Genomic DNA, 26254 nt, shown 5'->3' with positions numbered 1-26254 from the left:
GTTCCGGCCCGCATTTGGCAAGTCTCATCCGCAGAAATAATCACTCGGCAGGACGCAAGGCATGTGGTGGACCTTCCGTTTCAAGCACCTGGTGGATCGCGGGGTGGGCCTTGAGGCTGGCAAAGTAGCGATCCAGCTGGCGCCATTGTCCGAGGTCGATGGCCAGCCGCCGAGCCCAGGTCAGCAGGGTGAACAGATAGGCGTCCAGTGCTGAAAAACCGTCGCCCAGCACATGTTCCCGGCCAGCGAGGTGTTGATCGATGAACGCCAGCCGCGGGCTCACCCGCTCCCGGGTCTGTTGTTGGCCGGCCTCGGTGCGGGCCAGGAAGTTGGCGCTGACGCCGCCGTGACGTTCCGGGGTGATGAAGTTTTTCTGTACCTCCATGGCCAGGAAGCTCAGCCATTGCAGGGCTTCGTAGCGAGCGAAGCTGCCGACGGCTGGCAGCAGCGCCTGTTCAGGCACGGTATCGGCAATGTACTGCAGGATGACGCTGCACTCGGTCAGTCGCTGGCCGTTCTCCAGTTGCAGCACCGGTACGTAGGATTTGGGATTGATCAGGTTGAAGTCACCACCTGCCCAGCGCTTGTTCGTGAGGTCGACCTTTTCCAGGGTAAAGCCGAACCCGCTGACCTGAAGCAGAATATGCGGAGCGAGCGAACTGGCTCCAGGGGCATAAAACAGAATCATCGACGTGTTTCTCCTTCAGCAATCGCTGGCCGATGTAGCCGCGGTAGACATCACGATACGATGGCGCTATCAAGGAAAAAACGCGTGCTTGCGCACACCAAGGCTGCGAATATGCACCCATGACCGATTGGCAGGATCTACATCACTTCATCGTCGTTGCTCGGCTGGGTTCCCTGACCGCCGCCGCGAATGCCTTGCGCGTCGATCACGCAACGGTAGGGCGACGGGTGTCCAGTCTTGAAGCGAGCCTGGGACTCAAACTGCTTGAGCGCTTGCCACGTTCGTCGCGTTTGACCGAAGCCGGGGTAGCGTTGGCGGCCATTGCTCAGCCTATGGAGAGGCTGGTCGACGAGGTCGATCGTTATGCCCGAGGTGCCGTGGGGCTGTCCGGTACGGTCAGCGTCAGCACCCTGGCATTGCTGGCCAGCATGTTGCTGGTACCCAGCCTGCCGGCGCTGCGTGCCGCCCATCCGGATCTGAAAATCGTGCTGGATACGACCTCCAGTGTGGCTTCGCTGGAGCGCGGAGAGGCAGACATCGCCATCGGCTACGTACGCCCCGATGAAGCGGGGCGCGTCGTGCGTCGGGTCGGTCAGGTCCAGTTCGGGTTTTATGCCAGTCCTGCCTATGCCTCGGCGCCGCCGGCCGACTGGGAATTCATCGGCTTTGCCGAGTCGCTGGAACATATCCCGCAGCACCGTTGGTTGGTGGATTTCGCTGCCCGGCGCCCGATCGTTCTGCGTAGCAATGACGTCAACACCCAGCAGGCGGCTGCACGGGCCGCTGTTGGGGTCGCGTTGTTGCCCTGTTTTGTCGCCAGCCCCGACTCCGGGTTGGTCCGGGTAGCGCCACTGCGTGCTGGCGATGCTCGCGAGCTATGGCTTTCGGTGCATGCCGATGTCCGTCGCTCAGCGGCCGTGCGGCGGGTGATGGACCATCTGATCGAGGTATTGGCGCGTGGTCTGGAGTAGGCGGGGGCGGGTTTCGAAACGGGCTTACGGGCTGTTATCGAGCGCAATGCCGTAGCGATTGGCCAGGAGAAAGGCCAGTACCGCCAGCGAGTGGGCGAAGAGGGCCGTGAGCAGGCGGAGCCACTCATCCCGAGTGAATCCGTTGTGATTCATGGGCCGCTCCCCGCCGATGGTATGAACTGCGGCACGGCATACAGCACCAGCACGCAACCCAGCCACAGGCCCAGCCAGCGATAGTGGGTAGGCATGCCGCAGGCGTGCCAGCCTTTGGCGGCGGCATACACCAGGCTGATCTGGATCAGCACCAGGGACAGGACCCCGGTGGGAACCGCCACCGCCGAGACAAAGGGCGCGGCGACGGCGCGGGTCAATACCAGGCCCAGTTGCAGGGCGGCGAACGGCAGCACCAACCAGACGGCCACTTGCAGCATCAGGCTGACGATTCGGGAGTGATGAGGCATGGGCGCATCCTGGCTGCCGGAGAAGTTTCCGCGCCGCGGGCGGGGAAACCAGGCGTTTTGTGGCGGCGGATGGTGCCGCAACTTGATCGGCTTGGCCAGACCTCGTTCAATAGCCGCCTTTCAAGGAGATCGGGCAAATGAATTGCGGTTTTTCGGCGTGCGCGCGATGAAGTACAAGAAGACCCTGGCGGTCGTGGGGGGCCTGCTGGGAGCCTGTGTACTGGTGTTCGCCAGTGCGCTCTACACAGTGCTCGAACGCGAGCCCTATTCGACGACCAGCCCCTCCGGTCGTTACCTGTTGCAGCATGCCTCGGCCGGGGGGCTGCTGGTGCCTTTCGGCGGCAAGGGCTATCTGCAGATCATCGACCTTGAGGACCCGGATCGGGTCTACCGCACGCCCTTGATCCGGGACTGGACGCTGGACCTGCGGATGTATGAGGACGACAACAGCATCAGCATCTTTGGCCTGGAGTTCATCAAGGCCACCAAGACCTACATCATTCAGTGGCCGGATTGGCAACACCATTGGCTCGACTGGTTCATCAGCAACACGCCCTACGAGTTTTGCCAGGAAACCGACGGCAACTGTTTCTAGCAGGGCGTGCTGCCCGGGGTCAGTGCTTGAACATCACATGGCGCACGACGGTGTAGTCCTCCAGCCCATACATGGACATGTCCTTGCCGTAGCCGGAGAGTTTCTGCCCGCCGTGGGGCATTTCGCTGACCAGCATGAAGTGGGTGTTGACCCAGGTGCAGCCATATTGCAGGCGCGCCGAGAGGCGATGGGCGCGGCCGACATCGGCGGTCCACACCGAGGACGCCAGGCCGTAGTCCGAGTCGTTGGCCCAGCCCAGGACCTGGGCTTCGTCGGTGAAGCGGGTGACCGAGACCACCGGCCCGAACACTTCTCGGCGGACGATTTCGTCGTCCTGCTGGGCGTCGGCCAGCACCGTCGGTTCAAAGAAGAAGCCGTTGCCGTCCACCGCCTTGCCGCCAGTGACCAGGCGGATATGCGGCTGGGCGATGGCGCGCTCGACAAACCCGGCCACGCGGTCGCGGTGCTGGGCGCTGATCAGTGGGCCCAGTTCGGTGTCCGGGTCGCCCTGCAGGCCGTACTTGATGCTGGCGACCGCCGCGCCGAGCTTCTCGACGAAGCGTTCGTAGATGCCTTCCTGGGCATAGATGCGGCAGGCGGCGGTGCAGTCCTGGCCGGCGTTGTAGAAGCCGAAGGTGCGGATGCCTTCCACGGCGGCGTCGATGTCGGCGTCGTCGAAGATGATCACCGGTGCCTTGCCGCCCAGTTCCATATGCATGCGTTTGACGTTGTCGGCGGTGCTGGAAATGATGTTCGAGCCGGTGGCGATGGAGCCGGTGAGCGACACCATGCGCACCTTCGGATGAGTCACCAGCGGCTGGCCCACCGTGGCGCCGCGGCCGAAAACCAGGTTCAGCACGCCGGCGGGAAAGATCGCCGCCGCCAGTTCGGCCAGGCGCAGGGCGGTCAGCGGGGTCTGCTCCGAGGGCTTGAGCACCACGGTGTTGCCGGCGGCCAGGGCCGGGGCGATTTTCCAGGCGACCATCATCAGCGGGTAGTTCCACGGCGCGATGGAAGCGATTACCCCCACCGGGTCGCGACGGATCATCGAGGTGTGCCCTGGCAGGTATTCGCCACCGGCCGAACCGCTGAGGCAACGGCTGGCGCCGGCGAAGAAGCGAAACACATCGGCAATCGCCGGGATCTCGTCGTTCAAGGCCGCGCTCAGCGGCTTGCCGCAGTTGTCCGACTCCAGCCGGGCCAGTTCCTCGCCGTGGGCTTCGATGCTGTCGGCCAGCTTGAGCAACAGCAGCGAGCGTTCTTTCGGCACGGTTTGCGACCAGCTTTCGAAAGCGCTGTCGGCGGCGCGCACCGCGGCATCGACCTGGGCTTCGCTGGCCTCGTTGATTTCCACCAGCACCTTGCCCAGGGCCGGGTTGAATACCGCCTGGGCAGGGCCTTCGCCGGTGACCAGTTGGCCGTTGATCAAGAGTTTGGTTTGCATGGCTGTTCTCCTGAAATATCTGTTGGATGTTCTGCGATCTGTAGCCGCTGCCGCAGGCTGCGATAAGGCCGAAGGCCTTCAGTGAACCGGAGGGCGCCACGACCCTGCGGCAGCGGCTACAGGGTTATTTGCCGCCGCTGCCCGCCACGCTCTCGCCGCCGCGGGTCAGGTAATAGGCGCCGAGGATCGGCAGCATGGTCACCAGCATCACCAGCATGGCGACGACGTTGGTCACCGGTACGTCCCGCGGCCGGCTGAGCTGGTTGAGCAGCCACAGCGGCAGGGTGCGTTCATGGCCGGCGGTGAAGGTGGTGACGATGATTTCGTCGAACGACAGCGCAAACGCCAGCATGCCGCCGGCCAGCAGCGCCGAGCCGAGGTTCGGCAGGATGATGTAGCGGAAGGTCTGCCAGCCGTCGGCACCCAGGTCCATCGAGGCTTCGATCAGGCTGTGGGAGGTGCGGCGCAGGCGGGCGATCACGTTGTTGTAGACAATCACCACGCAGAAGGTCGCGTGGCCGACGATGATGGTGAACATCCCCGGCTCGATCCCCAATGTCTTGAAGGTCGCCAGCAGGGCGATACCGGTGATGATCCCCGGCAGGGCGATGGGCAGGATCAGCATCAGCGAAATCCCCTGTTTGCCGAAGAAGTCCCGCCGGTACAGCGCCGCCGAGGCCAGGGTGCCGAGGACCATGGCGATCAGGGTGGCGATGGCGGCGATCTGCAACGACAGCTTGATGGCTTCGAGCACGTCGGGGCGGGCGAAGGCCACGCTGAACCACTTCAGGGTGAAGCCCTGGGGCGGAAAGCTGAAGGCTGCGTCTTCGGTATTGAAGGCGTAGAGGAAGATGATCAGGATCGGGAAATGCAGGAACAGCAGCCCGCCCCACGCGGCAAGGCGCAGGCCCAGCGAGGCTGGTTCTCCATGCTTGGCTGAGTCAGAGCGCATCGAAGGCCCCCAGGCGTTTGACGATGGACAGGTAAATGGCGATCAGCACGATCGGCACCAGGGTGAAGGCGGCGGCCATCGGCATGTTGCCGATCGCCCCTTGCTGGGCGTAGACCATGCTGCCGACGAAGTAGCCGGGCGGGCCCACCAGCTGCGGCACGATGAAGTCGCCCAGGGTCAGGGAGAAGGTGAAGATCGAGCCGGCGGCGATGCCCGGCACCGACAGCGGCAGGATCACCTGCATGAAGGTCTGGCGCGGCTTGGCGCCGAGGTCGGCGGAGGCTTGCAGCAAGGACGGCGGCAGGCGTTCCAGGGAGGCCTGGATCGGCAGGATCATGAACGGCAGCCAGATGTAGACGAACACCATGAAGCGCCCCAGGTGCGAGGTCGACAGGGTGCTGCCGCCGACCCCGGGAATCCCCAGGATGAACTGCAGCAGCGGCTCCAACCCCAGGTGCTGGACGAACCACTGGGCCACGCCGCCCTTGGCCAGCAGCAGGGTCCAGGCGTAGGCCTTGACGATGTAGCTGGCCCACATCGGCAGCATCACCGCGATGTAGAAGAACGCCTTGGTCTTGCCGCTGGTGTAGCGCGCCATGTAGTAGGCGATGGGGAAGGCGACCACGGCGCTGGCGAGCGAGACGGCGATGGCCATGCTCAGGGTGCGCAGGATGATGTCGAAGTTCGACGGCTGGAACAGCGCGGCGAAATTGGCCAGGGTCAGGTCCGGGGTGACCGCCATGGTGAAGTCGTCGAAGGTGTAGAAGCCCTGCCAGAGCAGGATCAGCAAGGAGCCCAGGTAAATCGCGCCGAACCAGAGCAGCGGCGGCACCAGCAGCAGCGCCAGGTACAGGTTCGGCCGCCGGTACAGCAGGTTGGAAAAGCGCCGCAGCGGCGAGCCGCCGGGGCTTTGGGAAGTGATCGCCAGGGTGCTCATGTCACACCCTGCTCGCCAGGGTATCGGCCAGCGGGATCATCGCTGCGCGGGCCCAGCGCGCGCTGAGGCGTTGCCCGGTCTGGTGCTGGGCGCCGCTGTCCAGCCATTGGTCGTTGGCCCGGCTGATGCTGAGGGTCTGGCCGTTGTCCAGTTGCAACTCGTAGCGGGTGGCGCTGCCCTGGTACTGGATATCGTGCAGCAGGCCGCTGACTTCGATCTCGTGGCTGGGCAGCGGGCCTTCGGCGAAACGCACATGTTCCGGGCGGATCGAGAAGGGCCGCTGGCTGCCGCTCAGGCGTTCGGCCAGCTCGCCGCGAATCACGTTGGAGGTGCCGACGAACTCGGCGACGAAGGTGGTGGCCGGCTTCATGTACAGGTTGCGCGGGCTGTCGACCTGCTCGATGCGGCCCTTGTTGAACACCGCCACGCGGTCGGACATCGACAGGGCTTCGGTCTGGTCGTGGGTGACGAAAATGAAGGTGATGCCGAGCTGGCGCTGCAGCTTCTTCAGTTCGCCCTGCATCTGTTCGCGCAGCTTCAGGTCCAGCGCTCCCAGGGGCTCGTCCAGCAGCAGGACCCGCGGCCGATTGACCAGCGCCCGGGCCAGGGCCACGCGCTGGCGCTGGCCGCCGGACAGCTGCACCGGCTTGCGTTCGCCGTAGCCTTGCAGGGCGACCATGGCCAGGGCTTCTTCGGCGCGCTTGAGGCGTTCGGCCTTGGCGACGCCTTTGACTTTCAGGCCGTAGGCCACGTTGTCGCGCACGTTCATATGGGGAAACAGCGCGTAATCCTGGAACACGGTGTTGACGTCGCGCTGGTAGGGCGGCAACCCGGTGGCTTCGGCCCCGTGGATGTGGATCGAGCCGGCGCTCGGCTGTTCGAAGCCGGCGATCAGGCGCAGACAGGTGGTCTTGCCCGAACCGGAAGGGCCGAGCATGGAAAAGAACTCGCCGTCCTGGATCTCGATGGACACCCGGTCGACGGCCTTCACCTCGCCGAACTGCCGGGAAACGTTGGTGAACTGGACTGCAAGCGTCATGGTGCGGTGCTCCGGGAAAGCGCGCTGTCGAAATAAGCGGGATCAGGTCTGGCGGCGTAGGCCACTCCTGCTGGAGCCGGCCCGACGCAGGAACCTGTAGCCGCTGCCGAAGGCTGCGATCGCCCCGCAGGGGCGCGGCGATCTTGAGGGGGCAGAAGGTCCTGTGGACCTTGCGCAGCCTGCGGCAGCGACTACAGGGAACTCACCTGCCGCCCATTATTGCGATGTAATCCTGGGTCCAGCGGCTGTACGGCACGAACTTGCCGCCCTCGGCCTGCGGGGTTTTCCAGAAGGCGATCTTGTCGAACTGGTCGAAGCCGTTGGTCTTGCAGCCCTCGGCGCCCAGCAGTTGGCTTTCCTGGCAGGCCGCCGGCACGGCTGGCAGCGAGCCGAACCAGGCGGCGACGTCGCCCTGGACCTTCGGCGTGAGCGACCAGTCCATCCACTTGTAGGCACAGTTGGGGTGCTTGGCCTCGCTGTGCAGCATGGTGGTGTCGGCCCAGCCGGTGGCCCCTTCCTTGGGAATGGTCGAGGCGATTGGCTGTTTCTCGTTGATCAGGCCGTTGACCTGATACGGCCAGGAGCTGGCGGCGACCACGCCTTCGTTCTTGAAGTCGCTCATCTGTACCGTGGTGTCGTGCCAGTAGCGGTGGACCAGCGGCTGCTGGGCGCGCAGCAGGTCGAGCACCGCCTTGTACTGGGCCTCGGTCAGTTCGTAGGGGTTCTGGATCCCCAGTTCCGGTTTCGCGCTCTTGAGGTACAGCGCGGCATCGGCGATGTAGATCGGCCCGTCATAGGCCTGCACGCGGCCCTTGTTGGGCTTGCCGTCCGGCAGGTTCTGCGCGTCGAACAGCACGCTCCAGCTGGTCGGTGCCTGCTTGAAGACGGTGGTGTTGTACATCAGCACGTTCGGGCCCCACTGGTAGGGCGTGCCGTAGGTCTGCTTGTCGACCACGTACCAGGGCGCGTCCTTGAGGCGTGGGTCGAGGTTTTTCCAGTTGGGAATCAGCGCGGTGTTGATTGGCTGCACGCGCTTGCCGACGATCAGCCGCAGGGAGGCGTCGCCGGACGCGGTGACCAGGTCGTAGCCGCCCTTGGCCATCAGGCTGACCATCTCGTCGGAGGTGCCCGCGGTCTTGACGTTGACCTTGCAACCGGTCTCCTTCTCGAAGCCGGTGACCCAGTCGTAATTCTTGTCGCTTTCGCCACGTTCGATGTAGCCGGGCCAGGCCACGATATCCAGCTGGCCTTCGCCGGCGCCGACGGCCTTGAGCGGTTCGGCGGCCTGGAGGCTGGCGCTGGCCAGCAGGGCGGTGGTGATTGCACTGAGCAGTGCGGTCTTGTGTACGAACATGGGGAAACCCTCTTCTTCAAATTATGGTCGGGGCAGTTGTGAACGTGATGGAGCGCGCCCTAAGGGCTTGTTATCAGCTTAGTGCCGTTATTCCAGGTCATTGCCGTGGCGGGCCATGATGTGGCGCACCACGCTGTAGTCCTGCAGCGAATCGCTGGACAGGTCCTTGCCGTAGCCGGAGCGTTTCAAGCCGCCGTGGGGCATTTCGCTGGCCAGCATGAAATGGCTGTTGATCCAGGTGCAGCCGTATTGCAGGCGTGCCGCCACCTGCATGGCCTTGTCCAGGTTTTGGGTCCAGACCGACGAGGCCAGGCCGTATTCCGAGTCGTTGGCCCAGTCCACCGCCTGCGCCAGCTCGTCGAAGCGGGTGACGGTGACCACCGGGCCGAACACTTCGCGCTGGACGATTTCATCCTGCTGCCGGCAGCCGGCCAGCAGGGTCGGCTGGTAATAGAAGCCGGCGCCCGAATGCACCGCCGCGCCGGTCACCCGTTCGATATGCGGCTGGCCCAGGGCGCGTTCGACGAAGCTGGCCACGCGGTCGCGCTGGCGAGTGCTGATCAGCGGGCCGATCTCGTTGTCGGCATCGCGCTTGCCGGCGAACCGCAGGCTGCTCACGGCGGCGCCCAGTTCGGCCACCAGACGGTCATGGATCCCGCCCTGGGCATAGATCCGGCAGGCCGCGGTGCAGTCCTGCCCGGCGTTGTAATAGCCGTAGTTGCGCACGCCCTCGACCACGGCCTGCAGGTCGGCGTCGTTGCAGACGATCACCGGGGCCTTGCCGCCCAGTTCCAGGTGCGTGCGCTTCAGGGTTTTCGAGGCGGCCTGGAGGATCTTCTGCCCGGTGACGATATCGCCGGTCAGCGACACCATGCGCACCTTGGGGTGGCTGACCAGGTGGCTGCCCACGCCTTCGCCACCGCCGCAGACAATGTTCAGCACGCCGCGCGGCAGCAGTTCGGCCAGGGTCGGCGCCAGGGCCAGGATCGACAGCGGGGTATGCTCCGACGGCTTGAACACCAGGGTATTGCCGGCGGCCAGGGCCGGGGCGATCTTCCAGGCGGCCATCATGATCGGGTAGTTCCACGGCGCGATGGACGCCACCACGCCGATAGGGTCGCGCCGCACCATGCTGGTATAGCCCGGCAGGTACTCGCCGGCGAGCTGGCCGGTCTGGCAGCGCACGGCGCCGGCGAAAAAACGGAACACGTCGACGGTGGCGCCCAGATCGTCCTGGCGCGCCAGGTGCAGCGGCTTGCCGCAGTTCAGCGATTCCAGGCGGGCCAGGTGGTCGGCCTGCTTTTCCACGGCATTGGCAATCGCCAGGAGGATGTTCGAGCGTTGCTGGGGCGTGGTGCGCGACCAGTCGGTAAAGGCGCGGTGGGCAGCGAGGATCGCGCCTTCCACCTGTTCGCTGCTGGCCTCGGCGATCCGGGTCAGCACTTCGCCGGTGGCCGGGTTGAGGATAGGTTCGATAAGCCCCTGGCCGGCGACCAATTCGCCATCGATCAACAAAGCGGTGGACAACGGAGTCTGCGCGCCAGCCATTTTCCGGGTTCTCTTTTCTGGTATGGCCATGGTGCTCTCCAGTGACGGAGGCCCGGCCCTCTCTGGACGGATGATCAGAGACTAGTGGCGGGGCCGGTGCTCGACAAATACCAAATACTGAATGCAGCGTTCGATTAAATAGATGGCTTGCGCCCGCCGTGGGGCTGTTCACGAGCCACGGTCAGGAACGGGTCGACCAGCACCGGGCGCGCCGTGCCCCGGCGCCAGGCCAGGCCGACATCGAGGGTCTGGCTGAGGTCGGCGATGGGCCGGGCCTCGATGATGTCGCCTTCCAGCGACCAGGGGCGATAGGTCATGTCCGGCTGGATCGACACCCCAAGCCCGGCCGCCACCAGGCTGCGCACCGCTTCGGTGGAGGCGGTGCGCAAGCTGATGCGCGGTTGCAGGCCGGCGCCGGACCACAGGCGCTGGGCATTGCGATCCATTTCATCGACGTTGAGCTGGATCAGCGGCTCGCGAGCGACATCCGCCAGGCCGATGCTGTCGTGTTCCAGTAGCGGGTGCTGGGCGGGCAGCCACAGGCGGTGGGGGGAGTGGGTCAGCACTTCGGTCTGCAGGGCATGGCGGTCCTCGAGATTGGAGAGGATCAACACCCCGATGTCGATCTCGCCGCTGACCAGCAAGTGCTCGATGTAGGGACGCTCATCCTCCATCACGCGGATTTCCACATTGGGGTAGGCGCGCTGGAAACGCGTGAGCAAGTCTGCCAGGTAGTAACCGGCGACCAGGCTGGTGACGCCGACGATCAACTGGCCAGCCACCTGGTCGGTGCTCTGTTGCAGGCTGCGCTTGGCGTTGTCGACGGTGGCCAGGATCAGGTGCGCCTGGCGCAGGAACTGATGGCCCTGGTGAGTCAGGGTCATGCCCTTGGCATGGCGGTTGAACAGGCTGATGCCGATTTCCTGTTCGAGCTGCTGGATCGCCAGGGTCAGGGTCGACTGGGAAATGAACACCGCCTGGGCGGCGGACGAGATCGAGCCGGTCTCGGCCACGGCGATGAAGTGACGGATCTGGCGCAAGGTCATCATGGGCATCACCGGTCAGGCGGTTTTATCGATTTTTTCGAGTGTATATCTTTTTAATCGAAGGGCTGCCCAGGCATGTGAGCGAGCCTGGCGAAGCAACATCTGGAAGCACACTCGAGCCCAGGATCGGGGCACTTCGATCTAGGCTGGTGGCCTTATTGATTCGATCAACTCAAGTTGCTGGAGGTTTGGATGAACACCCGTGGATTGCTCGATCAATTGCTCAAGTCTGGCCAGGACCTGTTGCAGAACAAGGCCGGGGCGCAGCAGAACAAGGCATCCGCCGACAAGGGCGCGCTGGGCGGCTTGCTCGGTGGCGGTTCCGGCGGGCTCGGCAGCCTGTTGTCCGGCGCTGGCGGCGGGGCGTTGGCGGCCGGCGCCATGGGCCTGTTGCTGGGCAATAAAAAAGCCCGCAAATTCGGCGGCAAGGCGCTGACCTATGGCGGCCTGGCGGCGTTGGGCGTGATCGCCTACAAGGCCTACGGCAACTGGCAGGCGCAGCAGGCCGGCGCGCCGCAAAGCGAGCCGCAGACCCTCGACCGCTTGCCTGCGCAACAGGTCGAACAGCACAGCCAGGCGATCCTCAAGGCGCTGGTGGCCGCGGCCAAGGCCGATGGCCATATCGACGAGCGCGAGCGCGCCCTGATCGAAGGTGAGTTCACCCGGCTGGACAACGATCAGGAACTGCAGCACTGGCTGCACGCCGAACTCAACAAACCCTTGGACCCGGCGGATGTGGCGCGTGCTGCCGGCACCCCGGAAATGGCCGCCGAAATGTACGTCGCCAGCGTGATGCTGGTGGACGAGGAAAACTTCATGGAAAAGGCCTATCTGGATGAGCTGGCGCGTCAACTCAAGCTGGAGCCGGGGTTGAAACTCGAACTGGAAAAACAGGTGCGCCAGGCCAATCTTTGACGCCAATCGGGCGTGCGCTGGAGAAAGCTTCGCACGCCCTCTTTGATGGCTGAAATACCCTCTGCTTATGCCGGATCATCACTGGCGGCACTCGAGTCATCTGGCGGAAAGTAGCCCTCCAGAGCGGACCCTGCCTTTCGCTCTGAGTGAGACGTGGTGCGCAATACGCTGATAAATGATGGCACGCCCTCGGCTATACTCCCCACCATTTGAATGGCCCCGAGGACTGACTGTGAAGAACTGGACGTTGCGCCAACGCATTTTGGCGAGCTTTGCGGTGATTATCACCATCATGCTGTTGATGGTCATAGCCTCGTACTCCCGTTTGTTGAAGATCGAGGCCGGCGAAGACCGCATGCGCTCCGATGCCATTCCCGGGGTCTATTTCAGTTCGATGGTTCGCGGCTCATGGGTCGACAGTTTCCTGCATACCCAGGAAATCATCGGCCTCAACGAAGGCAAGGGCATCAGTGCCAAGGATGAGGCCGATTTCAAAAGCTTCGAGCAACGCCTGCAGAAATACATGGCCAGCTACAAGGGAACGCTTCGCGGTGAGGCCGACCAGCTGGAGTTCGACGAGTTTGAAAAACACCATCAGGAGTTTCTCAAGATTCAGGCCACTGTCCTGGATCTGCATCGGCGTAATCAGGCAGCCGAGGCTGTCCGCGTATTCCATGACCAGCTGACGCCCACCTGGATCGCCGGCCGGATGAAGCTCAACGCCATCATCGACGAGAACAAAGGAGTCGCCGATTCGGCCGCCTCGCAGATCGACGATGCGGTGGCCGCGGCCAAAGTCACCATGGGCGTTTCCCTGCTGGTGGCGGTGCTGGCGGCGGGCCTGTGCGGCCTGTTGCTGATGCGCGCGATCATGGCGCCGATGAACCGTATCGTGAAAATCCTCGACGTCATGCGCACGGGCGATCTGACCAGCCGCCTGAACCTGGAGCGCAAGGACGAATTCGGCGCCGTGGAAACCGGCTTCAACGACATGATGACCGAGCTCAACTCCCTGGTGTCCCAGGCGCAGCGCTCCTCGGTCCAGGTCACCACCTCGGTCACCGAGATCGCCGCCACCTCCAAGCAGCAACAGGCGACCGCCACCGAGACCGCGGCGACCACCACCGAGATCGGCGCTACTTCCCGAGAGATCGCCGCGACTTCCCGGGACTTGGTGCGCACCATGACCGAAGTCTCCACCGCCGCCGACCAGGCGTCGGTGCTGGCCGGTTCCGGCCAGCAAGGCCTGGCGCGCATGGAAGAAACCATGCATTCGGTGATGGGCGCGGCCGACCTGGTCAACGCCAAGCTGGCGATCCTCAATGAGAAGGCCGGCAACATCAACCAGGTGGTGGTGACCATCGTCAAGGTCGCCGACCAGACCAACCTGCTGTCGCTCAACGCCGCGATCGAAGCCGAGAAAGCCGGCGAGTACGGGCGCGGCTTTTCCGTGGTGGCCACTGAAGTGCGGCGCCTGGCGGACCAGACCGCGGTCGCCACCTACGATATCGAGCAAATGGTCCGGGAGATCCAGTCGGCGGTATCGGCCGGGGTCATGGGCATGGACAAGTTCTCCGAAGAAGTGCGCCGCGGCATGGCCGAGGTGCAGCAGGTCGGCGAGCAGCTGTCGCAGATCATCCACCAGGTCCAGGCGTTGGCGCCGCGGGTGTTGATGGTCAACGAGGGCATGCAGGCCCAGGCCACCGGTGCCGAGCAGATCAACCACGCCCTGGTGCAACTGGGCGATGCCAGCAGCCAGACCGTCGAGTCGCTGCGCCAGGCCAGTTTCGCCATCGATGAACTGAGCCAGGTGGCGGTGGGGCTGCGCAGCGGCGTCTCGCGTTTCAAAGTCTGATGAACGAGCTCGCAGCGAAAGGCGGCGCGGGGACGGCGACGAAAGACACGCTGTTCCTGGTGTTCCGCATCGGCACCGAACGTTACGCCTTGCAGGCCATCGAGGTGGTCGAGGTATTGCCGCGCCTGCAACTCAAGCCGATTCCCCGGGCGCCGTCCTGGGTGGCCGGAGTCTTCGCCCATCGCGGCGCGGTGGTGCCGGTGCTCGACCTGAGTGCCCTGACCTTTGGCCAGCCGGCGCAGGAGCGCACCAGCACCCGCCTGGTGCTGGTGCATTACCGCCCGCAGGCGGCGCAGCCCGCGCGGTTGCTGGGGCTGATCCTCGAGCAGGCCACTGACACCCTGCGTTGCAACCCGCAGGACTTCAAGGCCTACGGCCTGGATAACCGCAATGCGCCGTACCTGGGCCCGGTCTACGAAGACGCCCAGGGCCTGCTGCAATGGGTGCGGGTCGACGATCTGCTGGATGCCGAGGTGCGTGCGCTGCTGTTTCCCTCGCCGCCGCTGGATCCGGCGTTGCTCGGGGAGTCGTCATGAGCAGCGACCAGAGATTTTTCGATTTTCTCAAGGAGCGCATCGGCCTCGATGTGGCCTCGGTGGGCCCGGCGATCATCGAGCGCGCGGTGCGCCAGCGCAGCATCGCCCAGCAGGCGCCCAGCGCCGACCATTACTGGCAGACCCTGCAAGGCTCGCGGGATGAACAGCAGGCCCTGATCGAAGCGGTGATCGTTCCGGAAACCTGGTTTTTCCGTTACCCGGAATCCTTTACGACCCTGGCCAAACTCGCGCGCTCGCGGCTTGCCGAACTCAAGGGCATGCGCGCCTTGCGCATCCTCAGCCTGCCGTGTTCCACCGGCGAGGAGCCGTACTCGATTGCCATGGCCCTGTTCGATGCCGGGCTCGCTCCCCATCAATTCAAGGTCGATGGCTTCGATGTCAGCCCGCTGTCGGTCGAGCGGGCCAGGCAGGCGGTGTACGGCAAGAACTCCTTTCGTGGCCAGCACAGCGATTTTCGCGAACGGCATTTCACCGCCGAAGATGAGCGCTACAGCCTCAGCGAGCGGGTGCGCGAGCAGGTGCGCCTGCAGGTCGGCAACCTGCTGGACCCGACCTTGCTGGCCAATGAGCCGCCCTACGATTTTGTCTTCTGTCGCAACCTGCTGATCTATTTCGATCAGCCGACCCAGCGCCAGGTGTTCGAAGTGCTCAAGCGCCTGACGCATGTCGACGGCGTGCTGTTCATCGGCCCGGCCGAAGGCAGCCTGCTGGGCCGCCTGGGCATGCGCTCGATCGGCATTGCCCAGTCCTTTGCCTTCAGCCGGCATAACGAACCCGAGCCCACGCCGGCACCGGCCTTCGTACCGAGCGCATTGCCGGCGCGCCAGCCGGTGCGCGGCATCGCGCCGCCCGTGCGCAGCCGGCCGTTTTCCAGTGCGGTGGCGAGCCCGCGCCCTGCGCCGACCAGGCCGGCCAGCGATGCCACGACGTTGCTGGCGAGCATCGCGGCCCTGGCCAACGAAGGCAAAAGCGCCGAGGCCCGGGTGGCTTGCGAGCATTACCTGGACACCCACGAGCCGGCGGCGCAGGTGTTCTATTGGCTGGGGCTGCTCAGCGACGTGGCGGGCAGCGCCCTGGAAGCCCAGGGTTTCTATCGCAAGGCCCTGTACCTGGATCCGCAGCACGCCGAAGCGCTGGCGCACCTGGCCGCCTTGCTGGCTTCCCAGGGAGACGTCGCCGGTGCCCGTCGATTGCAGGAGCGCGCGGCCCGCAGCGGCCGTGCAGCAGACAGTGAGCGTAAATCATGAGCGGCTCTGTTTCGTTGAACGTGACCCACGAAGATGCGCAGGCCATCGACGATTGCTGGAACCGTATCGGTATCCACGGCGACAAGAGTTGCCCGTTGCTGGCCGGGCATGTGCATTGCCGCAATTGCTCGGTGTATTCCGCCGCGGCCACCCGCCTGCTCGACCGCTATGCGCTGCAGCAGGAGCGCCATGAGCAAGCGGTCGCGGCCGATACGGATGTCGTCACCCGTTCGTTACTGATGTTCCGCCTGGGCGAGGAATGGCTGGGCATTGCCACCCGTTGCCTGGTGGAAGTGGCGCCGCTGCAGCCGATCCATTCCTTGCCGCACCAGCGTTCGCGGGCCTTGCTGGGCGTGGCGAATGTGCGTGGCGCGCTGGTGGCGTGCCTGTCATTGGTGGAGTTGCTGGGGCTGGACACCACCAGCACGGTCGTGTCGGGGGCGCGGGTGATTCCGCGGATGTTGATCATCGCCGCCCAGGGCGGCCCGGTGGTGGTGCCGGTGGACGAGGTGGAGGGCATCCATGCCATCGACGAGCGCACCCTGGACGCCGCCGCGGTTTCCGGCCAGCAGGCCAGTGCCAAGTACACCCGTGGCGTCCTGCAATGGAAGGGCCGCAGCCTGCGTTGGCTGGATGAAGAGCAGTTGCTGTCCGCCGTGACCCGGAGCCTGACATGACCCCCGATCAAATGCGCGACGCCTCGCTGCTCGAACTCTTCAGCCTGGAAGCCGAAGCCCAGACCCAGGTACTCAGTGCCGGCCTGCTGGCGCTGGAGCGCAATCCGACCCAGGCCGACCAGCTGGAAGCCTGCATGCGCGCCGCCCACTCGCTCAAGGGCGCGGCGCGGATCGTCGGGGTCGACGCCGGGGTCAGCGTGGCCCATGTGATGGAAGATTGCCTGGTCAGCGCCCAGGAAGGGCGGCTGTACCTGCGGCCCGAACATATCGATGCGCTGCTGCAGGGCACCGATTTCCTGATGCGTATCGCCACGCCGGGCAGCGAAGTCAGTGAGCAGGACATTGCCGCCTACGTGGCGCTCATGGAGCAGTTGGTCGGCTCGCCGGGCGCGGCGCCTGCGGGCGTTGTCCTGCCCCGGATCGAGCCGAACCTGCCGCCCATGGCCGAGCTGCAAATGCAGGCTCCGCGGGTCGAACCCGAACCACAGGTGCCGCCGTTCGAGATGCCGCAGGAGGTGTTGCAGGAAACGCTGCAAGAGACAGCCGCGGCGATTACGCACAAGGGCAAGAAGCTCGCCGAGGGGGGCGAACGGGTGTTGCGGGTCACGGCCGAACGCCTGAACAGCCTGCTCGACCTGTCGAGCAAGTCGCTGGTGGAAACCCAGCGCCTGAAGCCGTACCTGGCGGCCTTGCAGCGCCTCAAGCGCCTGCAGAGCAACGGCCTGCGCGCTTTGGAAAACCTCAATGGGCATCTCAAGGAGCAGGTGCTGGGCCTGGAGGCCCTCGAAGCCCTGGAAGATGCGCGACGCCTGCTGGCGGAGTCCCAGCAGGTGCTGACGGAGAAAACCGCCGAGCTGGATGAATTCGGCTGGCAGGCCAGCCAGCGCGCCCAGGTGCTCTACGACACCGCGCTGGCCTGTCGCATGCGGCCGTTCGCCGATGTGCTGGTGGGCCAGGTGCGGATGGTTCGCGACCTGGGGCGCAGCCTGGGCAAGCAGGTTCGCCTGGAGGTCGAGGGCGAGAAGACCCAGGTCGATCGCGATGTGCTGGAAAAACTCGAGGCGCCGCTGACCCACCTGCTGCGCAACGCGGTCGATCATGGCATCGAAACGCCCGAACAGCGGCTGCTGGCGGGCAAGCCGGCCGAGGGCCTGATTCGCCTGCGCGCTTCCCACCAGGCCGGGCTGCTGGTGCTGGAGTTGAGCGATGACGGTAATGGCGTCGACCTGGAACGGGTACGCCAGAGCATCGTCGAGCGCCAGTTGTCCCCCGCCGAGACCGCTGCCCAGCTGAGCGAAGAAGAGCTGCTGACCTTCCTGTTCCTGCCGGGCTTCAGCCTGCGGGACAAGGTCACCGAGGTGTCCGGGCGCGGTGTCGGCCTGGACGCGGTGCAGCACATGGTGCGCCAGTTGCGCGGCGCGGTGCAGTTGGAGCAGGTGGCGGGGCAGGGCAGTCGTTTCCACCTCGAAGTGCCGCTGACCCTGTCGGTGGTGCGCAGCCTGGTGGTGGAGGTCGGCGAAGAGGCCTATGCCTTCCCGCTGGCGCATATCGAACGCATGTGCGATCTGGAGCCCGATGACATTGTCCAGCTGGAAGGGCGCCAGCATTTCTGGCACGAAGGCCGCCACGTCGGCCTGGTCGCGGCCAGCCAGTTGCTGCAACGCCCGGCGGGGCAGAACAACGAATCCACGCTCAAGGTCGTGGTGATTCGCGAGCGCGACGCGGTCTATGGCGTGGCGGTCGAGCGTTTCATCGGCGAGCGGACCCTGGTGGTGCTGCCGCTGGACGACCGCCTGGGCAAGGTCCAGGACATTTCCGCCGGAGCCTTGCTCGATGACGGCTCCGTGGTGCTGATCGTCGACGTCGAGGACATGCTGCGTTCGGTGGACAAGCTGCTCAATACCGGCCGCCTGGAACGCATTGCCCGGCACAACCGCCATCAGGCCGAGACGGCGCGCAAGCGCATCCTGGTGGTCGACGACTCGCTCACCGTGCGTGAGCTGCAACGCAAGCTTTTACTCAACCGTGGTTATGACGTAGCGGTCGCCGTCGACGGCATGGATGGCTGGAACGCCTTGCGTTCGGAAGACTTCGACCTGCTGATCACCGACATCGATATGCCCCGAATGGATGGGATTGAATTGGTCACACTCCTGCGCCGTGACAATCGCCTGCAGTCGTTGCCGGTGATGGTGGTTTCCTACAAGGATCGTGAAGAGGACCGGCGCCGTGGACTGGATGCCGGGGCCGACTATTATCTAGCCAAAGCCAGTTTCCATGATGACGCCCTGCTGGATGCGGTGGTGGAACTGATTGGAGGAGCGCGGGCATGAAAATCGCGATCGTCAATGACATGCCCATGGCCGTGGAGGCCCTGCGCCGGGCCCTGGCCTTCGAACCCGCGCACGAAGTGGTGTGGGTCGCGACCAATGGCGCCGAGGCGGTCGAGTACTGCGCCCAGCTGACGCCCGACCTGATCCTGATGGACCTGATCATGCCCGTGATGGACGGCGTGGAGGCGACCCGCCGGATCATGGCCGAAACCCCTTGCGCTATCGTGATCGTCACGGTGGATCGCCAGCAGAACGTGCATCGGGTGTTCGAGGCCATGGGGCATGGCGCGCTGGACGTGGTCGATACACCGGCCCTGGGGGCCGGCAATGCGCAGGAAGCGGCGGCGCCTTTACTGCGCAAGATCCTCAATATCGGCTGGCTGATCGGCCAGCAGCGCGGCAACCGCGTGCGTTCGGTACCGGTGCCGATGCGCACCATGGCGCAACGCCAGGGCCTGGTGGCGATCGGTTCGTCCGCCGGTGGCCCGGCGGCGCTGGAAGTGTTGCTCAAGGGGCTGCCCGCCCATTTCCCGGCCGCCATCGTGTTGGTGCAGCATGTCGACCAGGTGTTCGCCGCGGGCATGGCCGAATGGCTGAGCAGCGCCTCCGGGCTCAAGGTGCGCCTGGCCCGCGAAGGCGAGCCACCGCAGAGCGGTACGGTGCTGCTGGCGGGGACCAACCACCATATCCGGCTGTTGAAGAACGGCACCCTGGCCTACACCGCCGAGCCGGTAAACGAGATCTATCGGCCATCGATCGATGTGTTTTTTGAAAGTGTCGCCAATTACTGGAACGGCGATGCGGTCGGCGTACTGCTGACGGGCATGGGTCGCGACGGCGCCCAGGGCCTGAAACTGATGCGCGATCAGGGTTACCTGACCATCGCCCAGGACCAGAATAGTAGTGCGGTGTATGGCATGCCCAAGGCGGCCGCTGCCATCGACGCTGCCGTAGAGATTCGCCCACTGGACAAGATCGCTCCACGATTGCTGGAGATATTTGCCAAATGACCGACAAACGCAGCTGTCCTGGCCAGGTAGCAACTCAGGTGACAACCCATGAATGATTTACAGCTCGACGATTTTAAAACCGATGAAAATGCTGCGATGGTGCTGCTGGTCGACGACCAGGCAATGATCGGTGAGGCTGTGCGGCGTGGGTTGGCGAATGAAGAAAACATCGACTTCCACTTTTGTGCCGACCCGCACCAGGCCATTGCCCAGGCGATCCGCATCAAGCCGACGGTGATCCTGCAGGACCTGGTGATGCCGGGCCTGGACGGGTTGACGCTGGTGCGCGAGTACCGCAACCACCCGGCGACCCAGAACATTCCGATCATCGTGCTTTCGACCAAGGAAGACCCGCTGATCAAGAGTGCGGCCTTCGCCGCCGGGGCCAACGATTACCTGGTCAAGCTGCCGGACAATATCGAGCTGGTGGCGCGCATCCGTTACCACTCGCGCTCCTACATGACCCTGTTGCAGCGGGACGCGGCCTATCGCGCGCTGCGGGTCAGCCAGCAGCAGCTGCTCGATACCAACCTGGTGCTGCAGCGCCTGATGAACTCCGATGGCCTGACCGGCCTGTCCAACCGCCGGCATTTCGACGAGTACCTGGAGCTGGAATGGCGCCGGGCAATGCGCGACCAGACCCAGTTGTCGCTGCTGATGATCGATGTCGATTACTTCAAGTCCTACAACGACAACTTCGGTCATCTGGAAGGCGATGAAGCCCTGCGCAAGGTGGCGACGGCGATCCGCGAAGCCAGCAGCCGACCGTCGGATCTGCCGGCGCGTTATGGCGGGGAGGAGTTTGCCCTGGTGCTGCCGAACACCTCGCCCGGCGGGGCGCGGCTGGTGGCCGAGAAACTGCGCCAGACCGTGGCCGCGCTGAAGATTCCGCATATCGCGCCGACCGAAGGGGCGAGCCTGACCATCAGCATCGGTCTGTCCACCATGACGCCGCAGCCGAGCACCAGTTGCCGGCAATTGATCTCGGCCGCCGACAAAGGCCTGTATCTGGCCAAGCACAATGGTCGCAATCAGGTGGGGATCGAGTGAAAAAAACCGCCACCGCGGGGGCCTAAAGCCGCCAGGCGGGCTGCCGCACCAGCTTGATTACGTTATACTCGCCGGCTTTCAAAAGTTCGCCAACGAGTGCTGCCTGCCATGGAAATCAACCCGATCCTTAACACTATCAAGGACCTGTCCGAGCGCTCCGAAACTATTCGGGGGTATCTTTGACTACGATCAAAAGCATGAGCGTCTGACCGAGGTCAACCGCGAGCTTGAAGATCCGAACGTCTGGAACAAGCCTGAATACGCCCAGGAACTGGGTCGCGAGCGCTCCGCGCTGGCACAGATCGTCGAGACCCTGGACGAATTGTCCGGTGGCCTGGCCGATTGCCGCGATCTGCTGGACATGGCCGTCGAAGAGAACGACGAAGGCGCGGTAGGCGATGTGGTCGCCGAACTGACCCGTCTCGACGAGGCCCTGGCCAAGCTGGAATTCCGTCGCATGTTCAGCGGCGAAATGGACATGAACAACGCCTACCTGGACATCCAGGCCGGCTCCGGCGGCACCGAAGCCCAGGACTGGGCCAACATCCTGCTGCGCATGTACCTGCGCTGGGCCTCCAAGCGTGGCTTCGACGCCACCATCATGGAACTGTCCGAAGGCGAAGTCGCCGGGATCAAGGGCGCCACCGTGCACATCAAGGGCGAGTACGCCTTTGGCTGGCTGCGTACCGAGATCGGCGTGCACCGCCTGGTGCGCAAGAGCCCGTTCGACTCCGGCGCCCGCCGCCACACCTCGTTCTCGGCCGTATTCGTCTCGCCCGAGATCGACGACAAGGTGGAAATCGAGATCAACCCGGCGGACCTGCGCATCGACACCTATCGTTCCTCCGGTGCCGGTGGCCAGCACGTAAACACCACCGACTCGGCCGTGCGTATCACCCACGTACCGACCAACACCGTGGTCAGCTGCCAGAACGAACGTTCCCAGCACGCCAACAAGGACACCGCCATGAAGATGCTGCGGGCCAAGTTGTACGAGCAGGAAATGCAGAAGCGCAACGCCGCTTCCCAGGCGCTGGAAGACACCAAGTCCGACATCGGCTGGGGTCACCAGATCCGCTCCTACGTGCTCGATGCCTCGCGGATCAAGGATCTGCGTACCAACATCGAACGCAGTGACTGCGACAAGGTGCTCGACGGCGACATCGACGAATACCTGGTGGCCAGCCTGAAATCGGGGCTGTAAGCCGCGACACCCATGCCGCGGGCACGGCGCGCTTCTGTAGGAGCGAGGCTGGCCCGCGATCCCTTGCCACAGGCAAGGGGCAACGTACCTGTGATGGAAAATTTAAAGACATGAGCGACCTACAACTCGACCAGGCCCTGCAACAGGAAGAAAACACCCTGATCGCCCTGCGCAAGGAAAAGCTTGCTGCCGAGCGCGCCAAGGGCAATGCCTTCCCGAACGACTTCCGCCGCGACAACTACTGCAACGACCTGCAGAAGCAATACGCGGACAAGACCAAGGAAGAGCTGGCCGAGGCTGCAATCCCGGTCAAGGTTGCCGGTCGCATCATGCTCAACCGTGGCTCGTTCATGGTGATCCAGGACATGACCGGGCGGATCCAGGTCTACGTCAACCGCAAGACCCTGCCGGAGGAAACCCTGGACGCGGTCAAGACCTGGGACCTGGGCGACATCATCGCCGCCGAAGGCACCCTGGCCCGTTCCGGCAAGGGCGACCTGTACGTCGAGATGACCCAGGTACGCCTGCTGACCAAGTCGCTGCGTCCGCTGCCGGACAAGCACCACGGCCTGACCGATACCGAGCAGCGCTATCGCCAGCGCTACGTCGACCTGATCGTCAACGAAGACGTACGCGAAACCTTCCGCGTGCGTTCGCAAGTCATCGCCCATATCCGCAGCTTCCTGATGAAGCGTGACTTCCTGGAAGTGGAAACGCCGATGCTGCAGACCATTCCCGGCGGTGCGGCGGCCAAGCCGTTCGAGACCCACCACAACGCCCTGGACATGGAAATGTTCCTGCGTATCGCCCCGGAGCTGTACCTCAAGCGCCTGGTGGTCGGTGGCTTCGAGAAAGTGTTCGAGATCAACCGCAACTTCCGCAACGAAGGCGTTTCGACCCGGCACAACCCTGAATTCACCATGTTGGAGTTCTACCAGGCCTACGCCGACTACGAAGACAACATGGACCTGACCGAAGAACTGTTCCGCGAACTGGCGCAGCTGGTCCTGGGCAGCACCGACGTGCCGTACGGCGACAAGGTGTTCCACTTCGGCGAGCCGTTCGCCCGCCTGTCGGTGTTCGACTCGATCCTCAAGTACAACCCTGAGCTGACCTTTGAGGACCTGAACGACATCGACAAGGCTCGTGCCATCGCCAAGAAGGCCGGCGCCAAGGTCCTCGGCTTCGAAGGCCTGGGCAAGCTGCAGGTGATGATTTTCGAAGAACTGGTCGAGCACAAGCTGGAGCAGCCGCACTTCATCACCCAGTACCCGTTCGAAGTCTCGCCGCTGGCCCGTCGCAACGACGAGAACCCGAACGTGACCGACCGTTTCGAGCTGTTCATCGGTGGCCGCGAAATCGCCAACGCCTACTCCGAGTTGAACGACGCGGAAGACCAGGCCGAGCGTTTCATGGCCCAGGTGGCCGACAAGAACGCCGGTGACGACGAAGCCATGCACTACGATGCCGACTTCGTTCGCGCCCTGGAGTACGGCATGCCGCCGACCGCCGGTGAAGGTATCGGCATCGACCGCCTGGTGATGCTGCTGACCAACTCCCCGTCGATCCGCGACGTGATCCTGTTCCCGCACATGCGGCCGCAAGCGTAAATATGTTGAATAAAAAGCCGCCGCTAACAGGCGGCTTTTTATTGTCTGTGTGGCACTGACGTACTGCTTTTTTCATTTTTTATGTGAGAGGAATACCTGTCGTGAACCGTGCAATTGCTCAAGAAGGTGCAGCTGGCATCGCCACTGCGGTCGCTGAAAGTGTTCAGTACCAGGGTCGCAAGGCCAGCCGACAGGGCAGTGAGCAACGTCGCCAGGATATTCTCGACGCGGCCATGCGCATCGTCGTGCGCGATGGCGTGCGCGCCGTGCGCCATCGCGCGGTCGCCGCCGAAGCCGGTGTGCCGCTGTCGGCCACCACCTACTACTTCAAGGATATCGATGACCTGCTCACCGATACCTTTGCCCAATACGTCGAGCGCAGTGCTGCCTTCATGGCCAAGCTGTGGGCCAACAACGAGGGCTTGCTGCGGGAGATGGTCGCCTATGGCGACGGCAGCCCGGAGTCCCGCGCGCAACTGGCCGATGACATTGCCCGCCTGACCGCCGATTACGTGCAGCGCCAACTGCACAACCGCCGCGAGCATCTGATGGCCGAGCAGGCGTTTCGCCAGGAGGCGCTGCTCAACCCGCGCCTGGCGCTGCTGGTACGTTCCCACCAGCAGATCCTGCTGCAGGGCACCTGCCAGTTTTTCCAGGTATTGGGTTCCCGCGAGCCGCAACAGGATGCCAAAGTGTTGACGTCTATAATCGGACGGATGGAATATCAGGGCCTGCTCAACGGGGCAGAGCCGCTGGCCGACGAGGACATGCTGGGTATTCTGACCCGGTACATGCACCTGGTATTGGCCTCGGTGTGATCCGCCCGCCCGAACGCAGGCTGCGCTAGCGGCTACGGGGCGACTGCTGATAGGGAGTGTTGAATGAAAGCCTGGCGCGTTGTGATCGCCTTGTCGTTCCTGCTGCTCAGTGGCTGCCTGGTGTCCTTCAAGGAACCCTTGCCGGCCGATCAGGCGGCGCCCGCGGCGTTGCTCGGTAAATGGACCAGCAAGAATGCCTGGGGCGAACCGCTCACCCTGCAACTGAGCCGCATCGGCAACAACCGCTACAAGGCCGTCACTTCCGTCAAGGCCAAGCCGCAGCAGCACGATACTTACGAGTTCACCGTTTCCCGCCACGGCAGCCGCTGGTATCTCTCGGCGGCGGTGCCCCAGGCGCTCGGTGGGCATTTCACCATCGCCGGTTTCGAGTTGACCGACGAACACGAGCTGGTGCTCTACCAGCTCGATCTCGAGCAGATCAATCAGGCCCGCGGGCAGAATGCCCTGCGGGGCGAACCGTTCGACACCAAGGACGGCGAGGGCGTGCTGATCGACAGCGCGCTGCCACAGGTTTTCGCCTATCTGGACGATCCCGCCAACTCCGACGTGTTCGTCGAGGCGGCGCGCTTCCAGCGGGCAGGCAAGTAAACGCAGTACAGACGTTTTAACGGGAGTTTTGGGGTGGACGATTACCAGCAGACGATACGCACCTTGTCCGATCGCATTGTGCTGGCACAGACGCCGATCCGCGTACTGGATGCGGTGAAGTGGGATGACAACATCCGCAAAGGTTTCCTCAAGGCCAATGGCAAGGAAATGCCGGCGGTGGACCGCGCCTATTACGAAGGCCGGCCGCTGTCTTTCGACTCCAGCGCGGTGAAGCTGGAGTTCCAGAACATCGAGCGTGACATCACCCGGCAACTGGGCCAGTTCAACCCGGTGGGGCAGATCATGCGGCGCATGTGCAAGGAGTACCGCATGGTGGTGCGGATGCTCGAGGCCCGTGGCACCGAGGATTTCGGGCTGATTTCCCAGGAGCTCTACGGCGCGGCCTCCGACGCCTTTCATGCCGGCGACCCGACCCTGGCCGACCTGGGCCTGATGCTCTCGGATTACCTGAACAATATCGACGGCCGTGGCGATCTCAAGGACGAACCCAAGACCCTGAGCGCCAAGGAAGCGGTGAACCTGCTGCAAAGCCGGCTGAACAAGGTGTTCGGCGAGGCCGAGGAAACCATCCGGGTCTTCGAGTCCGATGGCATCGTCGCCGACGCGGCGGCCGGCGCCGACTACATCAAGATCCGCGCCGACGCGCTGTTCAACGATCGCGATGTGCGCGCCCTGGAAGTCCACGAAGGCCTGGTCCACGTGGGCACTACCCTCAATGGCCTGAACCAGCCGATCTGCACCTTCCTGTCCAAGGGCCCGCCCTCGTCGACCGTGACCCAGGAAGGCCTGGCGATCCTGATGGAGATCATTACCTTCGCCTCCTACCCGAGCCGTCTGCGCAAGCTGACCAACCGCACTCGCGCCATTCACATGGTGGAGGAGGGCGCGGACTTCATGCAGGTGTTCGAGTTCTTTCGCGAGCAGGGTTTCGAAATGGCCGAAAGTTATGGCAATGCCAGCCGGGTGTTCCGCGGTTCGGTGCCGACGGGCCTGCCATTCACCAAAGACTTGTCCTATCTCAAGGGCTTCATCATGGTTTACAACTACATTCAGTTGGCCGTGCGCAAGGGCAAGCTCGAGCAGATACCGTTGCTGTTCTGCGGCAAGACCACCCTGGAGGACATGCGGACCCTGCGCCAGTTGGTCGACGAAGGCCTGGTGGTGCCGCCCAAGTACCTGCCGGACCAGTTCCGCGACATGAACGCGCTGTCGGCCTGGATGTGCTTCTCCAACTTCCTCAATCACCTGAGCCTGGACCGGATCGAGGCGGATTACTCGAACATCCTGTAACCCCCTCTGTGTAGGAGCGAGCT

Annotated in this window: 25 protein-coding genes; 15 read left to right on the top strand and 10 right to left on the bottom strand. The window is 64.0% G+C overall.

The window, feature by feature from the left end:
* Positions 1-40: 40 nt before the first annotated feature.
* Complete coding sequence (locus BM019_RS06870) at positions 41-688, bottom strand: glutathione S-transferase C-terminal domain-containing protein (protein WP_092417900.1); 648 nt, start codon at positions 686-688, stop codon at positions 41-43.
* A gap of 119 nt (positions 689-807) precedes the next feature.
* On the opposite strand from BM019_RS06870, the gene BM019_RS06865 reads away from it, so the two are divergent.
* Entirely contained in the window at positions 808-1659 is an 852-nt protein-coding gene (locus BM019_RS06865) for a LysR family transcriptional regulator (RefSeq protein ID WP_092417899.1), read from the top strand.
* 24 nt (positions 1660-1683) lie between these two features.
* Here BM019_RS06865 and BM019_RS31150 read toward each other — a convergent pair whose 3' ends face one another.
* Together BM019_RS31150 and BM019_RS06860 are read right to left on the bottom strand one after the other, a co-directional pair.
* Positions 1684-1812 carry a hypothetical protein gene (locus BM019_RS31150; protein ID WP_256596229.1) on the bottom strand — a complete coding sequence of 43 codons (129 nt, stop codon included), beginning with the start codon at positions 1810-1812 and terminating at the stop codon, positions 1684-1686.
* On the bottom strand, positions 1809-2120 hold the full coding sequence (locus tag BM019_RS06860; protein WP_092417898.1) for a hypothetical protein: 312 nt from the start codon (positions 2118-2120) through the stop codon (positions 1809-1811). The genes BM019_RS31150 and BM019_RS06860 overlap by 4 nt, the downstream gene beginning before the upstream one ends.
* A gap of 166 nt (positions 2121-2286) precedes the next feature.
* Here BM019_RS06860 and BM019_RS06855 point away from each other — a divergent pair, with 166 nt between their 5' ends.
* Positions 2287-2715: a hypothetical protein gene (locus BM019_RS06855; protein ID WP_232000835.1), complete on the top strand. Its 429-nt coding sequence runs from the start codon at positions 2287-2289 to the stop codon at positions 2713-2715.
* Between the two features lie 19 nt (positions 2716-2734).
* On the opposite strand, the gene BM019_RS06850 is transcribed toward BM019_RS06855, so the two are convergent.
* The 7 genes from BM019_RS06850 to BM019_RS06820 form a co-directional block, all read right to left on the bottom strand.
* Positions 2735-4159 carry a gamma-aminobutyraldehyde dehydrogenase gene (locus tag BM019_RS06850; RefSeq protein WP_092417897.1) on the bottom strand — a complete coding sequence of 475 codons (1425 nt, stop codon included), beginning with the start codon at positions 4157-4159 and terminating at the stop codon, positions 2735-2737.
* A gap of 124 nt (positions 4160-4283) precedes the next feature.
* Positions 4284-5111: an ABC transporter permease gene (locus tag BM019_RS06845; protein ID WP_007928000.1), complete on the bottom strand. Its 828-nt coding sequence runs from the start codon at positions 5109-5111 to the stop codon at positions 4284-4286.
* Positions 5101-6048: an ABC transporter permease gene (locus BM019_RS06840; protein WP_009042342.1), complete on the bottom strand. Its 948-nt coding sequence runs from the start codon at positions 6046-6048 to the stop codon at positions 5101-5103. The genes BM019_RS06845 and BM019_RS06840 overlap by 11 nt, the downstream gene beginning before the upstream one ends.
* Before the next feature lies 1 nt (position 6049).
* On the bottom strand, positions 6050-7087 hold the full coding sequence (locus BM019_RS06835; protein ID WP_092417896.1) for an ABC transporter ATP-binding protein: 1038 nt from the start codon (positions 7085-7087) through the stop codon (positions 6050-6052).
* Positions 7088-7289: 202 nt separating this feature from the next.
* The gene (gene ydcS, locus BM019_RS06830) at positions 7290-8441 is read right to left on the bottom strand and encodes a putative ABC transporter substrate-binding protein YdcS (protein ID WP_092417895.1); all 1152 of its coding nucleotides are present in this window, start codon (positions 8439-8441) and stop codon (positions 7290-7292) included.
* A gap of 87 nt (positions 8442-8528) precedes the next feature.
* A complete protein-coding gene (locus tag BM019_RS06825) occupies positions 8529-10019 on the bottom strand; it encodes a gamma-aminobutyraldehyde dehydrogenase (RefSeq protein WP_092417894.1) in 1491 nt (496 codons plus the stop codon).
* A gap of 104 nt (positions 10020-10123) precedes the next feature.
* The gene (locus BM019_RS06820; protein WP_092417893.1) at positions 10124-11038 is read right to left on the bottom strand and encodes a LysR family transcriptional regulator; all 915 of its coding nucleotides are present in this window, start codon (positions 11036-11038) and stop codon (positions 10124-10126) included.
* Between the two features lie 189 nt (positions 11039-11227).
* Here BM019_RS06820 and BM019_RS06815 point away from each other — a divergent pair, with 189 nt between their 5' ends.
* The 13 genes from BM019_RS06815 to BM019_RS06755 all read left to right on the top strand — a co-directional run bounded on the left by BM019_RS06815 (position 11228) and on the right by BM019_RS06755 (position 26231).
* On the top strand, positions 11228-11950 hold the full coding sequence (locus BM019_RS06815; protein WP_092417892.1) for a tellurite resistance TerB family protein: 723 nt from the start codon (positions 11228-11230) through the stop codon (positions 11948-11950).
* A 232-nt stretch (positions 11951-12182) separates the two neighbouring features.
* Positions 12183-13805: a methyl-accepting chemotaxis protein gene (locus BM019_RS06810; protein ID WP_092417891.1), complete on the top strand. Its 1623-nt coding sequence runs from the start codon at positions 12183-12185 to the stop codon at positions 13803-13805.
* Complete coding sequence (locus BM019_RS06805; protein WP_092417890.1) at positions 13805-14341, top strand: chemotaxis protein CheW; 537 nt, start codon at positions 13805-13807, stop codon at positions 14339-14341. Before BM019_RS06810 ends, BM019_RS06805 begins: the two co-directional genes overlap by 1 nt.
* Complete coding sequence (locus BM019_RS06800; RefSeq protein WP_092417889.1) at positions 14338-15609, top strand: CheR family methyltransferase; 1272 nt, start codon at positions 14338-14340, stop codon at positions 15607-15609. The genes BM019_RS06805 and BM019_RS06800 overlap by 4 nt, the downstream gene beginning before the upstream one ends.
* Positions 15606-16286 carry a chemotaxis protein CheW gene (locus tag BM019_RS06795; protein ID WP_062823561.1) on the top strand — a complete coding sequence of 227 codons (681 nt, stop codon included), beginning with the start codon at positions 15606-15608 and terminating at the stop codon, positions 16284-16286. Before BM019_RS06800 ends, BM019_RS06795 begins: the two co-directional genes overlap by 4 nt.
* Positions 16283-18619 (top strand): hybrid sensor histidine kinase/response regulator, encoded by a 2337-nt coding sequence (locus BM019_RS06790; RefSeq protein ID WP_009042353.1) that lies wholly within the window; start codon positions 16283-16285, stop codon positions 18617-18619. The genes BM019_RS06795 and BM019_RS06790 overlap by 4 nt, the downstream gene beginning before the upstream one ends.
* Positions 18616-19629 carry a chemotaxis response regulator protein-glutamate methylesterase gene (locus BM019_RS06785; protein ID WP_062823559.1) on the top strand — a complete coding sequence of 338 codons (1014 nt, stop codon included), beginning with the start codon at positions 18616-18618 and terminating at the stop codon, positions 19627-19629. The genes BM019_RS06790 and BM019_RS06785 overlap by 4 nt, the downstream gene beginning before the upstream one ends.
* A 48-nt stretch (positions 19630-19677) precedes the next feature.
* Complete coding sequence (locus tag BM019_RS06780; RefSeq protein WP_007927977.1) at positions 19678-20679, top strand: response regulator; 1002 nt, start codon at positions 19678-19680, stop codon at positions 20677-20679.
* Positions 20680-20787: 108 nt separating this feature from the next.
* Positions 20788-21883, top strand: a protein-coding gene (gene prfB / locus BM019_RS06775; RefSeq protein ID WP_114759940.1) for a peptide chain release factor 2 whose coding sequence is annotated in 2 segments (ribosomal slippage) — positions 20788-20859 and positions 20861-21883 — 1095 coding nt in all. Because the reading frame shifts where the segments join, the coding sequence is not laid out codon by codon here.
* A gap of 110 nt (positions 21884-21993) precedes the next feature.
* Entirely contained in the window at positions 21994-23493 is a 1500-nt protein-coding gene (gene lysS, locus BM019_RS06770; protein WP_092417888.1) for a lysine--tRNA ligase, read from the top strand.
* Between the two features lie 101 nt (positions 23494-23594).
* On the top strand, positions 23595-24311 hold the full coding sequence (locus tag BM019_RS06765) for a TetR/AcrR family transcriptional regulator (protein WP_009042355.1): 717 nt from the start codon (positions 23595-23597) through the stop codon (positions 24309-24311).
* A gap of 63 nt (positions 24312-24374) precedes the next feature.
* The gene (locus BM019_RS06760) at positions 24375-24920 is read left to right on the top strand and encodes a hypothetical protein (protein ID WP_087091360.1); all 546 of its coding nucleotides are present in this window, start codon (positions 24375-24377) and stop codon (positions 24918-24920) included.
* 33 nt (positions 24921-24953) lie between these two features.
* Positions 24954-26231 (top strand): flavohemoglobin expression-modulating QEGLA motif protein, encoded by a 1278-nt coding sequence (locus tag BM019_RS06755; RefSeq protein WP_087091361.1) that lies wholly within the window; start codon positions 24954-24956, stop codon positions 26229-26231.
* Positions 26232-26254 lie beyond the last annotated feature (23 nt).

This window comes from Pseudomonas sp. NFPP07, assembly GCF_900115645.1.
Classification (GTDB): domain Bacteria; phylum Pseudomonadota; class Gammaproteobacteria; order Pseudomonadales; family Pseudomonadaceae; genus Aquipseudomonas; species Aquipseudomonas chlororaphis.
Note: the sequence above shows the minus strand (reverse complement) of the source record. Positions and strands in the feature narration are given on the sequence as shown.